Annotated in this window: 13 protein-coding genes; 5 read left to right on the forward strand and 8 right to left on the reverse strand. The window is 59.9% G+C overall.

Going from position 1 to position 12,797, the window contains the following annotated elements; all coding sequences use genetic code 11:
• Positions 1–41 precede the first annotated feature (41 nt).
• On the forward strand, positions 42–986 hold the full coding sequence (locus tag CQ12_RS02765; RefSeq protein ID WP_057833832.1) for an alpha/beta fold hydrolase: 945 nt from the start codon (positions 42–44) through the stop codon (positions 984–986).
• Positions 987–1,046: 60 nt separating this feature from the next.
• Here CQ12_RS02765 and CQ12_RS02770 read toward each other — a convergent pair whose 3' ends face one another.
• The 5 genes from CQ12_RS02770 to CQ12_RS02780 all read right to left on the reverse strand — a co-directional run bounded on the left by CQ12_RS02770 (position 1,047) and on the right by CQ12_RS02780 (position 5,000).
• Positions 1,047–1,973, reverse strand: a complete 927-nt coding sequence (locus tag CQ12_RS02770) for a septal ring lytic transglycosylase RlpA family protein (RefSeq protein WP_057833833.1) — start codon at positions 1,971–1,973, stop codon at positions 1,047–1,049.
• Positions 1,974–3,364: 1,391 nt separating this feature from the next.
• Positions 3,365–3,622 (reverse strand): hypothetical protein, encoded by a 258-nt coding sequence (locus CQ12_RS43315; protein ID WP_157087964.1) that lies wholly within the window; start codon positions 3,620–3,622, stop codon positions 3,365–3,367.
• A gap of 708 nt (positions 3,623–4,330) precedes the next feature.
• Positions 4,331–4,474 carry a hypothetical protein gene (locus CQ12_RS43320; protein WP_157087965.1) on the reverse strand — a complete coding sequence of 48 codons (144 nt, stop codon included), beginning with the start codon at positions 4,472–4,474 and terminating at the stop codon, positions 4,331–4,333.
• 92 nt (positions 4,475–4,566) lie between these two features.
• Positions 4,567–4,770, reverse strand: coding sequence for a hypothetical protein (locus CQ12_RS02775; RefSeq protein WP_057833834.1), 204 nt, complete (start codon positions 4,768–4,770; stop codon positions 4,567–4,569).
• Positions 4,770–5,000 carry a hypothetical protein gene (locus tag CQ12_RS02780; RefSeq protein WP_057833835.1) on the reverse strand — a complete coding sequence of 77 codons (231 nt, stop codon included), beginning with the start codon at positions 4,998–5,000 and terminating at the stop codon, positions 4,770–4,772. Before CQ12_RS02780 ends, CQ12_RS02775 begins: the two co-directional genes overlap by 1 nt.
• Before the next feature lie 276 nt (positions 5,001–5,276).
• Here CQ12_RS02780 and CQ12_RS02785 point away from each other — a divergent pair, with 276 nt between their 5' ends.
• The 3 genes from CQ12_RS02785 (at position 5,277) to CQ12_RS02795 (ending at position 6,911) form a co-directional block, all read left to right on the forward strand.
• Entirely contained in the window at positions 5,277–5,504 is a 228-nt protein-coding gene (locus CQ12_RS02785) for a hypothetical protein (RefSeq protein WP_347337404.1), read from the forward strand.
• A complete protein-coding gene (locus CQ12_RS44830) occupies positions 5,501–5,647 on the forward strand; it encodes a hypothetical protein (protein ID WP_198164052.1) in 147 nt (48 codons plus the stop codon). The genes CQ12_RS02785 and CQ12_RS44830 overlap by 4 nt, the downstream gene beginning before the upstream one ends.
• An 835-nt stretch (positions 5,648–6,482) precedes the next feature.
• Complete coding sequence (locus tag CQ12_RS02795) at positions 6,483–6,911, forward strand: hypothetical protein (protein WP_157087966.1); 429 nt, start codon at positions 6,483–6,485, stop codon at positions 6,909–6,911.
• Between the two features lie 248 nt (positions 6,912–7,159).
• Here CQ12_RS02795 and asnB read toward each other — a convergent pair whose 3' ends face one another.
• The 3 genes from asnB to CQ12_RS02810 all read right to left on the reverse strand — a co-directional run bounded on the left by asnB (position 7,160) and on the right by CQ12_RS02810 (position 11,797).
• Entirely contained in the window at positions 7,160–9,076 is a 1,917-nt protein-coding gene (gene asnB, locus CQ12_RS02800; RefSeq protein ID WP_057833839.1) for an asparagine synthase (glutamine-hydrolyzing), read from the reverse strand.
• A 90-nt stretch (positions 9,077–9,166) separates the two neighbouring features.
• Positions 9,167–10,834, reverse strand: coding sequence for a hypothetical protein (locus CQ12_RS02805; protein WP_157087967.1), 1,668 nt, complete (start codon positions 10,832–10,834; stop codon positions 9,167–9,169).
• Between the two features lie 102 nt (positions 10,835–10,936).
• Positions 10,937–11,797 carry a class I SAM-dependent methyltransferase gene (locus CQ12_RS02810; protein WP_057833841.1) on the reverse strand — a complete coding sequence of 287 codons (861 nt, stop codon included), beginning with the start codon at positions 11,795–11,797 and terminating at the stop codon, positions 10,937–10,939.
• 212 nt (positions 11,798–12,009) lie between these two features.
• Between CQ12_RS02810 and CQ12_RS02815 the strand changes: the two genes are divergently transcribed.
• Positions 12,010–12,792 (forward strand): class I SAM-dependent methyltransferase, encoded by a 783-nt coding sequence (locus tag CQ12_RS02815; protein WP_057833842.1) that lies wholly within the window; start codon positions 12,010–12,012, stop codon positions 12,790–12,792.
• Positions 12,793–12,797: the final 5 nt, after the last annotated feature.

Consider the following 12,797-nt stretch of genomic DNA (forward strand, 5'->3'; position numbering starts at 1 on the left):
GCAATCTCCTGACAGAATACGAAAAACAGGGCGGAAACGCGATGCCATCTTCACGCACTATTTCTGCCAACGGGCTGGACTTCTTTGTTGTCGAAGAGGGACAGGGTCCGCTGGTGCTGCTCTGCCATGGCTGGCCCGAACTGTCCTACTCCTGGCGGCACCAGATCCCCGCGATCGCGGAAGCCGGTTTCCACGTCGTCGCTCCCGACATGCGCGGGTTCGGCCGGACCAGCGCGCCGGCCGATGTCGGCGCCTACACCATCTTCCACAATGTCGGAGACATGGTCGCGCTGGTGGCGGCGCTTGGCGAAAAGCAGGCAGTCATTGTCGGGCATGACTGGGGCGCGCCGGTCGCCTGGCACGCGGCGATGTTCCGGCCCGATGTCTTCACCAAGGTCGCGGGCCTCAGCGTTCCACCGCCCTCCCGCGGCCGCGGCCGGCCGCTCGAAACCCTGCGCCAGAACGGCATCACCAATTTCTACTGGCAGTATTTTCAGGCCCCGGGCGTGGCGGAAGCCGAGTTCGAGCGCGACGTCGCAGCGACCATGCGAATCGTGCTGGCCGGGCGCGGGCTCGCCGATCCGGCAGCCCATCAGTTCGTTCAGGAGGGTAAGGGCTTCCTCGGCGACACCGATCCGAAGCGCCCGTTGCCGAACTGGTTGACCGAGGCCGACCTCGCCTATTTCGCTTCCGTCTATCAGGCCTCCGGCTTCCGCGGCGGGCTGAACTGGTATCGCAACATCGACCGCAACTGGGAACTGACGGCGCCCTGGCAAGGCGCGCAGATCCGCCAACCCTCCCTATTCATCGCGGGCTCGAAGGACGGCGTCATCACCGGGCTGATCGGCGCCAAGCAGGTCAAGGAGATGGAGCGCGTGCTGCCTGATCTGCGGCAGAAGCTGATTCTCGACGGGGCCGGCCACTGGATTCAGCAGGAGCGGCCCGACGAGGTCAACGCCGCCCTGATCGCCTTCCTGAAGGGGTAGAGTCTTTCGTTTGACTCGTTTTCTCGACGCGAATCGGCTGCCACTTCGCTTGAAAACGCTCTAGTAGAGGCCGCGGCCGCTGAGGACTTCGCTCGGCCCCCGCGGATCGACCGGCAGGTAAGCCTGGATCGGGGCCGCATAGTTGGCCTCGTTCTCGTAGGACACGGCACGCGGATTTTCCGCGGCACGGCCACGCGAACGGCTGGAGGCCGACATTTCCGAGGTCGCATTGACCGAGGCGTAGTCCGCCGACGTATTGCCGAGGCTATAAGGCCGTCCCTCCGGCATCGGCACCTCGCCCCGGATCCGGCCCGCGGACGACGGCATCATCTCGGGAACAAACGGCCGGGCCGAAGCGACCCGTACCGTGGACGGGGACGGCGCGGGCTCGCCGGTCCGCAGCGTCGCCAGCAGCTGGCGGTCGTCGGAACCCTCCAGCGGGGCCCGGCCGACATACTCAACGCGGACCTTGGCGACGCCATTGGCTTTGAATTCAAGCAGTTCCGCGGCCTTGTTTGAGACGTCGATCAGCCGGTTGCCGTGATAGGGTCCGCGGTCGTTGACGCGGACGATCAGCGACTTGCCGTTCCGGACATTGGTGACGCGGGCATAGCTCGGAATCGGCAGGGTCGGATGGGCCGCCGTCAGCGAGGTCATGTCGAAGACTTCGCCATTGGCGGTCAGCCGGCCATGGAAATCATCGCCATACCAGGAAGCCATTCCCTCGGCACGGTAGTTCGGATCTTCCTCCGGCACGTAGACCCGGCCCGCGACGGTATAGGGCTTGCCGATACGGTAGGTTCCCCCGCCCTTCGGCACGGGATCCCCGAACGCCACGACACGGGGGCTCGAGGAGACGCCGTATTTGGGATCGATGCGCTTGGCGAATTTGTCCGACGAAGCGCAGTTGGCGAGGACAAGGCATGTTGCCACGGCAACCGTGCCACGAACCGCCCGAACGATCGTTGTTGGCCGTCGAATCCCCATCACCCCAAGTACCATTTTCAGCGGCCTGCTGCCTACGTTGAAGCGCTACGGCCTGATCCCCACGATGCAGCCCACCTCCGCATCACGTCGTGAAGATATCGCAACCGGAACACGGCGGAAATGGGGTGCGGCCTCACGTGGTGAATGATCTGGTCGCGCGTGGTGAATCAATGGTTGCCTGCTCTATCCGTTGATTTACGGGCATAGCGCTTCGATTCACAGCGTATGCATCCTTCGTCGTAGCTCTTCCTGTGCCGCTTTCAGACAATCTGTTGCATCAAATCACCACTCACGACCGATCTGCGATTCCGCCCAGTGAATCTTTTTGACTGTGCAACGGTGGAGTCGTTCTGTGGATTGCAGGGGCGCAAAGGATTTGTGCGATGATCGAGACGGTTACAGCAGTGATGGGCCTGGTGAGCGCAGGCATTTTTTTGGCTCATGCATTTGAAGGCTATCGTTACAGAGCTTGATTTTTGACGGCCGGGGTTCGGGTAACCGCCCGGACTTCAGACAGGGAAATGGCAAGGCAGTTCGGATCGGGGATTCGGAAAGCTTTAATAAATTCGGACGAGCATCTGGTGTGGTAGGTGTCCTATGCGCAACCACGACATTGTCTCCAACGGATTTCTCGCTCTGGCGACGGCCAGCTTCGTGCTCCTCTGCTCGAGCCTGCTGGCAGTAGCGTTCGGCTAGCGACAGCCGAACCATTGGGCGATGATGCCGGAGCGATGCGATCCCGGGCGAAATTGGCAAGTGCCGACAAACTGCCGGCGAGCGATCAATGGTCGATGCCGCCATCACTATTCCCGACGCGTGTGACGCGGCTCCTCCGGTCCAACCGGCGACACTGATTCGTCGTGCCTCCTGCCCTGGCGATTCCCGGCAAATCCCGTTTTCTTCTCTTGTGTTTCCACCTTCGCATCGGCTAAGCGCTTGATCGTAAAGGCAAGGAAGGGTGGCCGAGTGGTTTAAGGCACCGGTCTTGAAATTCTGGAATGGCCGTCTCGTCTGGTGTCGAGATGTCTCATTGAGTGCGGAAATGTTGGGGAATTACCCGCGCCCGCTCTCCTTTCGTCACCGCCTATTCAGCGTCGTCCCAGCTAGTTGGGTAGCAAAACGGGTAGCAAATCCGCACCCCAATTGCTCTCCAGCGCCATGCGAGGGGACGATACTATGCGAGACGGTGATCCCGACTTACCGGAAGTGCTGGCGTGGCTCGCCTGGCTGCTTCGGCTAATGTGCCGGCGCAGCAAGAAAAACCCGACAGCGTGAGTGTCACGGCGCTTCGCTTGCCTTTCGCAACTCGCCAATGCTGTATGGCTCGTTGACGCGATTACTCAGCATACTGATCGATCGCAACCGGCGTCACTTTGTCCGCCAACGTCAACCTAGCGCTGTCCTATCGTCGTCCACGAGGCGCTTGGCGCTTCCTGAGCGGCGGGTACGATCAAATGAGGTGAGTAAATGTTGTCCGGCTCCCCTCGCCTGTTGACCCACCAGCGACTTCTCAAGACCAGGCTTTCGACGAGGTAGCAATATTCGCTGGATCGCTCGATGCCGGCTGGCGGATCGATCACTCGGGCAGCGATGCCAGGAAAACCGAGCCGGTACAGGTTTCCGATTTTCAGACCGTCTGTTGGGTACATCGCTCAGTCTCCACCGCTGTCGCGAATCGTAACGCAACACCCAATCAATTGGGCCCGCGAATGGTCAACAATAACTAACAGATGATTGAACCTGCGGGGTGGGCGCGACGACAATTACCGGATGGATATCCTCATTGTCAGTCTTGGGATCGCTGCAGGCCTTTACATCGCGGTAAGGCTTACCCTGCGGTACTACTTCCCGCCCGATACCTGACCGCGCCGTAGCCCCCTGCTAAGGTTCGGCGCCGATGTTCGGCCCAAATTCCAGTATGCGAGCAGGCACGTGATGAAACGGCTTTGGCGCGGGGCTGGGGGCTAAAATGCGCCAGAGCCGTCCTCTCAAGATGCGCCCTTTCGAGCGCAGAATCATCCTACCGGGATAAAGCGGCAAAACCGTGCGACATCGCCCGGAGTGTCAACGAGCGGCATCCTTTCCCTTCGGCGGGCGGCTTCCCTTCGCTCGCTCGGCTTGCCAGGCGTCGTAGGCCGCTGTCCCGGGTCTCGGAGGCGCGTTGGCCGGCAGTCCGCCCATCCATGACGGCATGTCCGCGACCGGATTGCTCCCGGTGCTCGCACATCCTGCCATCAGGTTGGCAATGACAAAAAGGAGCGTAAGGCTAGGCTTCATGTCATAAGCTCCAAGCCAAGTGGCCCGACGCACGACGCGCACGCGCCGGGCCTTACCACTACCTGTCACCCCCGGAATGGCTAATTCAGGCTGCGGTCGATTCTTGGCAGAATTGCGCGTTGCCTTACGGAGCGGTTTATGGAGAAGCCAGTACTGCTGACAATTTGTGCCATGCTTTTCGCTTTCGGCATTTTCACGATCGTCGTTTCGTCCGGCGTCTTCATGCAACTCCTCGGCGCCGTCGTCATGGCCTTGGGTGGATCGGCGGCCTACCTGATACTGTCTCACCGGAGTCCAGAGGCGCCTCGCAAATGATCTAGCCTACGCCATAGGGCTTGTTGAGGAAGTAGTTGCGATTGCCGAGGGCCTTCTCGGCATACTGATCGATCGCAACTGTGATCGCCTGGACGTGCTGATAGCAATGACCTTCGCGGGCAGCCCGCTGCCGCAGCTCGGCAAGCGCGTCGATCCAAGGCGAGTTGTCGGCCTTGTCGTCGTACCATTTGAGCGGCTCTGGCATCACCAGCTCCGGCCGCCAAGCACCCGCCCTTTCGTCGGGCCGCCGTGCTCTTTCTTCAACCGGTCCCGCTCGGCGCAAAGGTCTTCGATCTTCGCCAGCATCCTCGTAAGCAACAGTTCTGCCGATGCAGGCGAGATGCCGAGCCGCTGAAGCTGCAGGATCTCCTTACGCTGTCTTCCGACCTGGACGCGCATGTGATCGATTTCGGAACGGACGTGATCTAGGCCCATAGCGCTCCCCCAATCGCCTCTGGATCGTACGAACGAGACCGTCAGCGCGGCGCCCAAGCTGGTCGTAGAGGCGCAGGCGCCTAAAGAGGATCTCGATTTCACGATCGTTTTTCATAATGCAGGAATAGTACAAAACGAGAACAAGATGGCAAGCCGCTAGCAATAGGCAGTGCTGCAGCGGAACACCCAAGATCATTGCCCGAGTGGATTTTATTGCCCTGGTCCGCCTCGTTTGAGGATCCAATACCGCTTCCGAATGGCCGCCGGCTCCTCACGTTGAAGGATGCCGCCAGCTACGTCATGGAGCTACCGAAGGCCGAGCACTCCGCGCCCGAATGGCAGGCTGCGATGGAGGCGCTAATCCTCGTTGCAGAGCGCGGCGGCCCGACGATGCTGGCGCGGATTGGCGTCATGCGAGCATTGAACCGTCACGTCGAGCGGGTCTTCAATACCGACTGCAAGGCCCATCATTGGGGCAAGCGCAAGCTGAAGAGAGACCAATGACCGTTTTTGTCTACGTCAACACAAGCAAGCAGGTCGGAGAAGCGGAGCACATCAAGGTGTTCGCCAATGTGGACGCCGCAGAAAAATGGTTCGAGGAGAACGACCCTGAAGGCGTGGCTTTTGAGTATGAGGTTCTGGAATGAAAGAGGCGGACCAATGAGGCGGCGTTAGTTCCCATGAATGCTCTTGCGTTCCAAAATCAGGCCCGACATTCGCCAAGCCATAGACGGTTTTGGCGTGCTCTTCGCGGTGACGCTTTTCTTCTGCCTAATTCCAGGCAGCCCACGACGGCATCGTCAACCGAAACCGGCAGTTCGATCGGCAGCGGTGGTGGTATCCGATCTATCAGCTAGTCTACCCCGGTGGCGCGCGCCATGAACCGGATTGGCCGGCGCACCCTAATTGCAGTGGCGGTCTTGCTGGTCTTTGCTTTGTTTCGGATGCTGGCGGGATATGGCTGAACAAGGAGGAATAGATGCCAAAGGGGCGTTTGATTGACGTGTTTGTTGCCAAGAAGCGTGATGAGAAGGCCATTAAAGCCCTCACGAAACATCTCAATCAGGGTGCCGGCGGTCAGCGCGCGGCAAGGACGAAGCGAAAAGTAGTCTTGATCTCATCTGTCGCTCAAAAAGCCCCCCAGCGTGAACCGGCGGTCCTGATAATCAGCGGCGCAACAGCCGCTCCCCGATGTCGGCATGCTTGCGCCCGCCCACCAGACACCAACGCGCGATCTTCAACCTGGCGAGCAAGAGCCGGATCAGCCGCATCCGTTGCCCCCGATCCGTACAACGGTTGCCGCAGGCTTATCGGCCGGTGCCGTCCAGAACGCCGGTAGCGTGACAAGCCGGATTGCAGCGAGGATCAACAATCAGCGACCCTGAGCAGTCGCCTCAGTTGCACCCGATTGACTCAACGCAATGGAAAGTGAAATTGGATTCTTTGGAGGACATGCAACGTGCTGACTCGAAGGAGCCGCTCATGACATCGAGGCGAGGCTTGATCTGGGGATTAGCAATTGCCGGCGTAGTCGTGTATTTCGCGCTCGCCACCTATTTTGAACGCTCCTATCACGTGTCAAGACCGTCAGGCAAAGTGGTGCTCTCGCTGACCCCGCCATTTTTACGCGAAAGCGGTTTCGCCTATCGGGGCGCGCTTCTTCTGGAAGACCGCAGGACACTCGCCAACATTCCATCTGATGATCCCAACAATGCCGAGGATACCTCCTCCCCAATTCAGATCTGGGAAGATCAAGCGCTACTCGGCCCAGGACATAGTAGTTTCGAGGCGATTAGCAAAAGCGGTCGCGGTCACTTCGCGCATTGGACAGGCCGCGGGATCTTCTTTTCGACAAGCGACAATACTGATCCCAATGAGAACCGGCGGCGCTATTGGGCCGTTGTTCCTTAACGCTTGGTCTGGTCCTACATGCGCACACAGACCGACTTCGGATGTTCTCTTTGTTCGCTAGCTACTTGCTTAGAAGGCTCGGTGCAGCGTGCCGATGACCGATTTACGGCTACACGTTGCGCGCACTCGCCTGCTCCTGGCGTCCGCAGGCCCTAAACGTCTGCCTGTGCCACCCATGTCGAACAGGCAAGCAGAACGTGAAAGCGATCAGACTGGACGTTGAGCGCTGAGGAAATGGCGAAGGTGGTTCAGGCTGCCCGTGCTCCACGCAACTGAACGCCTTCCAAGCCGGAGCGGTAGAGCGCAAATGTCAGCATCGGCCAGAGCGCGTAGGCGTGATTCGATTTTCGGTCCGCGTGATCCCGCCACAGTTCGCGGATCGCGTTGGGCTCAAGATAAGGCTCGAAAATGCCGCGCGAGTGTTCGAAGGCATTTTCGCAAAGAGGACGCAGCGAGCCGCGCAGCAGTCCGGCCAGCGGATTATTGAAACCCCGCTTCGGCGCATCGGTGATCTTCGCCCCAGCGCCCTTGCCGCGCAGCGCCTTGCGCAACAGCGGCTTGCTCGGCCCGCGCAGCGGCACCAGCAGATCGAGGGCGCAGCGACCGGAAAATTCCATGATCCGCCGGTCGAGAAACGGTACGCGGATCTCGACTCCGTTCGCCATGCTCATCGCGTCCGTCTTCATCAATAGACCGGTCGGCAGGTGATAGGTCTGGTCCGCGATCAGGCATCGGTCCAGAAGTGTCGGGCCGTCGGCTTGCTCGATCGCAGCGCGATAGCCCGCCATCGGGCTTTGCTCCGCGAGGTGGCGCAGCGCCGATCCATACAGCCTCGGAATGAGAAATTCCGGGACATAGCGCCGCCATTCGGCATGGGCATAGGGGCCGCCGGAGGCGACGCCCAGGAGAAAGCGCGACAGCAGCGCGGTCACCGGCAACCGCGTCTCGTTCGCCCCCGACGAGGCGTAGGACCACCTGCCCGCGGTTCTCGCCACAGGCCCAGGGATCATGTTGCCGAAGCGTTCGGCCAGCCGCGAAGCCCGGTAGGTCGAGTAGCCGCCGAAGAATTCGTCGGCACCGTCCCCGGAAAGCGCCACCGTGGAATTACGGCGAAGCTCGGCGGTCAATAGGAGCAGCGGTCCGGCGGCTTCGTCCGCTACCTGGCCGTCGAAATGGTGCACGACACGGGCAAGCGTCGCGTCGGGAAACGGATCCTCGCTCACCGGTACGATCTGGTGCGGTAGCGCGGTCTGCCGCGCCACCATCGAGGCAATCTCTGTTTCATCGTGGGACTGCTCGGCGAACGCAGCGGTGACTAACGGGAACTTGCCGCGCTTTGCGACCGAATAGGCTACCATCGAGCTGTCGATGCCGCCGCTCTGCAGGATTCCGACCGGCACATCGCTGACCAACTGGTCGCCGACGACCCGGTCGAACAGCGGCAAGAACGCCTCGACGGCCTCGTCGAGGCTCCGAAAGTCCCTTGTCCGGCGTGGTTTCCAGAATCGCTGCGATGTCTCGCTGCCGTTCTGATAGACCACGATCGAACCCGGCTCAACCTGGCGAATGTGCCGCATTGTCGTCGTGGTCGGCCCGACATAGCCCATCGCGAAGAAGCGGTGGAGCCCTTCCAGATCCATCTCGCGTGGGTGCGCGGGATCGGCGAGCAGCCCCTTGATCTCGCTGGCGAAGCGAACGACCGTCCCCACCTGCGAGAAGAACAACGGCTTGGTTCCGATCGAGTCGCGCGCAAGGATCAAGCGCCTCGTCGCCGCGTCCCACAGTCCGATCGCGAAGATTCCTTCGAGGCGGGAAAACAAATCCTCACCCCAGGCAAGAAACCCCGCCGGCAAGATTTCCGTGTCGCAATGCGAACGAAACACCACGCCAAAATCACGTTCGAGTTCAGCACGCAATTCTGCTTCGTTGTAGATCTCGCCGTTATAGGTCACGGTGATCCGGCCGCCGCGATCGCTCATCGGCTGCCGGCCGGCCGCGGTTAGATCGCGAATGGCAAGGCGCCGATGCCCAAAGCCGACTGCGCCGTCATGCCACGTTTCGCCTGCATCAGGGCCACGATGCGCCAGCACACCGGTCATCCGTGCCAGGACAGCCGGATCGACGTCCCGGCCGTCGAGATTCAAGATACCGGCGATTCCGCACATGAGCTGGATCGGATTAGAGCTGCGGGAGGTGGGACAAACGATGGCGCATTCGCGCCTACGATAGCTGGCGACATGGATACCTACAATGGACTAGCGCGGACAATCGACGGCCTTTCCCTGATATGAAGCAAATCGCAGCAATCGAATTCGGCCGGTATCGATCACATGCGCAGGCTCGCGCGACGCAAACTCGCCGGGCTCGCTCCCTTTCGGCAACGCGACCACGACGTTAAAATCGCCGCACACACGCGCGACGACCTTGTCGACTTCTGCAAAATTGCCGGCGTGATGGACCAGCTTGTAAGCCGTTCCGACTTGCACGCTGATCGGGTTGGCTTCGAGAATCGGGGATACCACGACATCCTTGTAGGCCGTGTTACGGCCGATATCGTCCCACATCCGATAAGCATTGCTGTCGATGCGCCCTCGCGGCGCATAGCTGTCGTAGAACGTTACGCTCACTGCATCGAACAGCGACGATCCGGCCAAAAGCAGCCCGACCGCCGCGAGGGCCGACCGCGGCAAGGGAACTTTGGATTGGCCATTCGACTGCCGTACCAGCACGAAAACCGAAATCGGCAGCAAGGCAAATGGAATCATGGAATAGGCAAACAACGCCTTCGTGATTGCCCATCGGTGAATGAACGTATGCTGGTAGAGCACGATCATATGCAGATAGAACGGAATGGTGATCAGCAGCAAAAACGACATCGTCGCAAAGATCGACCGGCGTTCGGAGGGGGCGCGGGCCCGCCGAAACGCGGCGATGAGCAATCCCACGGTCACCAGCGCGGAGACCGCAATCAGCGAGAACGCATGCGGCGAATAATAGTCCTCATGCATCTCCTCGAAGAAGGCCTTGGCGAATCCAGTGATTGGACTTTCATCAGTCAGGTTCATCCGCTGCAGGATCTTGCGGATCAGGTGCTTGATCGAGGCACCGGCACCCTGCGCGCCCGGCGCCAGAAACCGCCAGGCAAGGAAAATCGAAAAGGCCGAAACCGGCAGCGACAAAAGGCTGAAAAACCGACGCAGCTTCATCGGCTCGAGGACGCCGGCATATCCTGCGGCGAAACGGCTTATCAGCCAGAAAACGAACAGCGTGTAGGATAGCCAGTCGACGAAAAATGCCAGATAGATTGTGGTCAGTTGCAGCGCAGTGATGACCCATTTGTCGCGTTGCGATCTCGCGCCGTAATACAGCACCTCAAGCAGCAGGAATACCGCGGTGAATATCAGGACCGCGGTGACAACGTCGTAGATCTGCGAAAACGCATAGATCGGGCCGCGCGAGAGCAGGATCGGAAACGCGACCCCGAGCGCAAGCAAACCGCTGGTTACCCTGCCGAGCCGGTTCATCGACGCGAGATTGAAGACGGCGAGCGCGGCCGCCAGGGCGATCAGCCCGTGCATGGTGACGTTGATCCAGTTCACCAGCGGAATGCTTGGCTGGATGCTGAAAAACATCGCGGCAAGATAGACGATGACAAAGGCACCCGGCGGCCAGGAATCATAGATGCCGCGCAGTTCCATCGTCGGCGTTTCAATGGAAAGCGGTGCGCGCGGCGTGGCGAACAGCAAATTCCGCGCCCCCTCATCCCACCATATCCGGGCCCACATGTTTGCCGCGGCGGTAGTGACGTCGGCGTCAAATACCGGAATCTGGCCCATGTAAGGAAGTCGTTGCTGGAACGTATAAAGCCAAATCACCAGGACGCCAAAGGCGACCAGTCCACCTATTAAATTTCGAGATCGCATGGGGTTTTCCTGAGCGCCAAACCCGCGCCGCGGTTCATGCCGCAATTGCGCAGAGCTGGCCAATGACTGGTGGTATCGCGCAACTTGCGCACCGTCGGCGACTTAACGTCCCGCCGGCGCGGCGAACGCATGCTCCGCATTTACTGCCCGTGTCCCGACGACCGTCCAACTGTATCCGTAACGGAAGTGAGTTTGGACGTCGGCAAAGCCGTTCGATTCCAGCAGGGCGCGCGCCTCGGCCTCGCAATAATACTTTGCATACGCCGGCCTCAACTGATCGTATATCACCAGGTAGCGCTTCGAACGCGAAAACCGGCCGAGCACGTTTTTCACGTAGTCACGCAGTGGCAATCCGGGGATGAAGCGGCAGGCGTAAATATAAAGGTTAAGTGCCAGCGACAGAACATGCGCGATTGCTGCTACGACAAAATGTGGAAGTCGGGTGGTCACGGTACGCAGCATACGAATGCCGGTTACGATGACACCGCTGCCTTCCTTCCCATAGAGCCAGACCACCATCTTGCCGCCCGGGCGAAGTGCACCCAGCGAAGCGGCTATGACCGGATCGGGGTTCGGGATGTGGTGAATGACGCCGATCGAGACGACAAAGTCGTAGGCACCATCCCTAGGAATTTCGTGTCCCGCTCTATTCAGAAGCACCACGCGGTCCGAATCGTCCGAGAGATTGCGTTTCAGCACCTCGAAGGCAGCCGACGGCTCTATCGCCGTAACCTCTTTCGCTCCCGCCTGTAGGAGCATTTTTACAATGCGCCCCGTACCGCTGCCTATCTCCGCAACGCGCTTCCCTTGCAGGTCCTCCAGCCTAAGCAGCGGCTCGAAGGTTCCCTGCAGGATCGCGAGGGTTCCGTAATACCCCTCGTTGTCCGTATAACGGCGCCATTGATCTCCGAAATCAGATATCGTTTGGTCTGAGAGGCGGGATTGGGACGGTGTAGCGCTCATTGTGCTGCCTCGACGACATCGCGGAAGCCGCCACCGCGATTCGAGCGTTCAGTGTACCCCAAACGGTAATCTCCTCGCGCATGGGACGGAAGGCGGCTGAGGGCGGTTGATATTGCGACCGTGCGAAGCTATGCAATAAATCTACCCGTGGAGCAACTCTCCGAGAGTTGCGAAAATAGGCTTTGAAACTCAAGTGTTTTGCGAATTGGACCATGGATAGTTCCCGGCAAAAGCAGCATTACACCGAGATCCATGATGCTTACGAGGCGCACTATTACGATGCGTCGTCGATGAAATATCGATCGCGTTTCATCTATGACTGGCTGTTCAATCACATTGATCTGAGCAACGCCAGCATCGCTGATCTTGCCTGCGGCAGTGGTTACAATTCACTGGCTGTCATGGAACGGTTCAGCGACGTTCGCACGGTCGGCTTTGACATCTCCGAACCGGCCTGCGAGTCGTACAAGCGCACGACGGGAAACGCAGCGCAGGTGCTCGACTTGACCCGGCCCGCCGAAATCAAGGAGCAGTTCGACGGCGCGATCGTTGTCGGCGGGCTTCACCATTGTGTCGTGGATCTCGCGCAGACGCTGCGCAACATCGCCGCGATGGTGAGGCCAGGTGGCCACCTGCTCATGATGGAACCGAGCGCCGATTTCGCGCTGAATGTGGTGCGGGACAAATGGTACGCCTCGGACAAGTACTTTGATGCGCCGACCGAGCAGGCGCTGTCGCACAATGCGATTCTGAAGCAGGCTGCGCCTTATTTCGAAGGCGAGGCAGTCCGCTATTTCGGCGGACTGGCTTACTTCCTGATCCTCAACAGCCTCGTCATGCGCGTGCCGCTCGGCGTCAAGCCGATGCTCTGGCCGATCGTCAAGCCGATCGAGGTCGCGTTCGGCAACATTCCATGGTCCGGCATGTATCCTTGCTTCCTGGCCAAATGGAAACGAACCGGAGTGCCGGTTTCGGGCTGCGCTACCATTCAGTAAGGGCT

Origin of the sequence: Bradyrhizobium jicamae (assembly GCF_001440395.1) — a bacterium.
Classification (GTDB): Bacteria; Pseudomonadota; Alphaproteobacteria; order Rhizobiales; family Xanthobacteraceae; genus Bradyrhizobium; species Bradyrhizobium jicamae.

Bases quoted from the DNA above. Each gene is read 5' to 3' on its own strand.
- CQ12_RS02780 (WP_057833835.1), bottom strand. From the start codon at position 5,000: ATGGGCCTAGATCACGTCCGTTCCGAAATCGATCACATGCGCGTCCAG.
- CQ12_RS02770 (WP_057833833.1), bottom strand. From the start codon at position 1,973: ATGGGGATTCGACGGCCAACAACGATCGTTCGGGCGGTTCGTGGCACG.
- CQ12_RS43315 (WP_157087964.1), bottom strand. From the start codon at position 3,622: ATGTACCCAACAGACGGTCTGAAAATCGGAAACCTGTACCGGCTCGGT.
- CQ12_RS43320 (WP_157087965.1), bottom strand. From the start codon at position 4,474: ATGAAGACGCCGGACGAAACGACGATCGTGAAAATGCCGAAAGCGAAA.
- CQ12_RS02795 (WP_157087966.1), top strand. From the start codon at position 6,483: ATGACATCGAGGCGAGGCTTGATCTGGGGATTAGCAATTGCCGGCGTA.
- CQ12_RS02775 (WP_057833834.1), bottom strand. From the start codon at position 4,770: ATGCCAGAGCCGCTCAAATGGTACGACGACAAGGCCGACAACTCGCCT.
- CQ12_RS44830 (WP_198164052.1), top strand. From the start codon at position 5,501: ATGACCGTTTTTGTCTACGTCAACACAAGCAAGCAGGTCGGAGAAGCG.
- CQ12_RS02810 (WP_057833841.1), bottom strand. From the start codon at position 11,797: ATGAGCGCTACACCGTCCCAATCCCGCCTCTCAGACCAAACGATATCT.
- asnB (WP_057833839.1), bottom strand. From the start codon at position 9,076: ATGTGCGGAATCGCCGGTATCTTGAATCTCGACGGCCGGGACGTCGAT.
- CQ12_RS02815 (WP_057833842.1), top strand. From the start codon at position 12,010: ATGGATAGTTCCCGGCAAAAGCAGCATTACACCGAGATCCATGATGCT.
- CQ12_RS02805 (WP_157087967.1), bottom strand. From the start codon at position 10,834: ATGCGATCTCGAAATTTAATAGGTGGACTGGTCGCCTTTGGCGTCCTG.
- CQ12_RS02765 (WP_057833832.1), top strand. From the start codon at position 42: ATGCCATCTTCACGCACTATTTCTGCCAACGGGCTGGACTTCTTTGTT.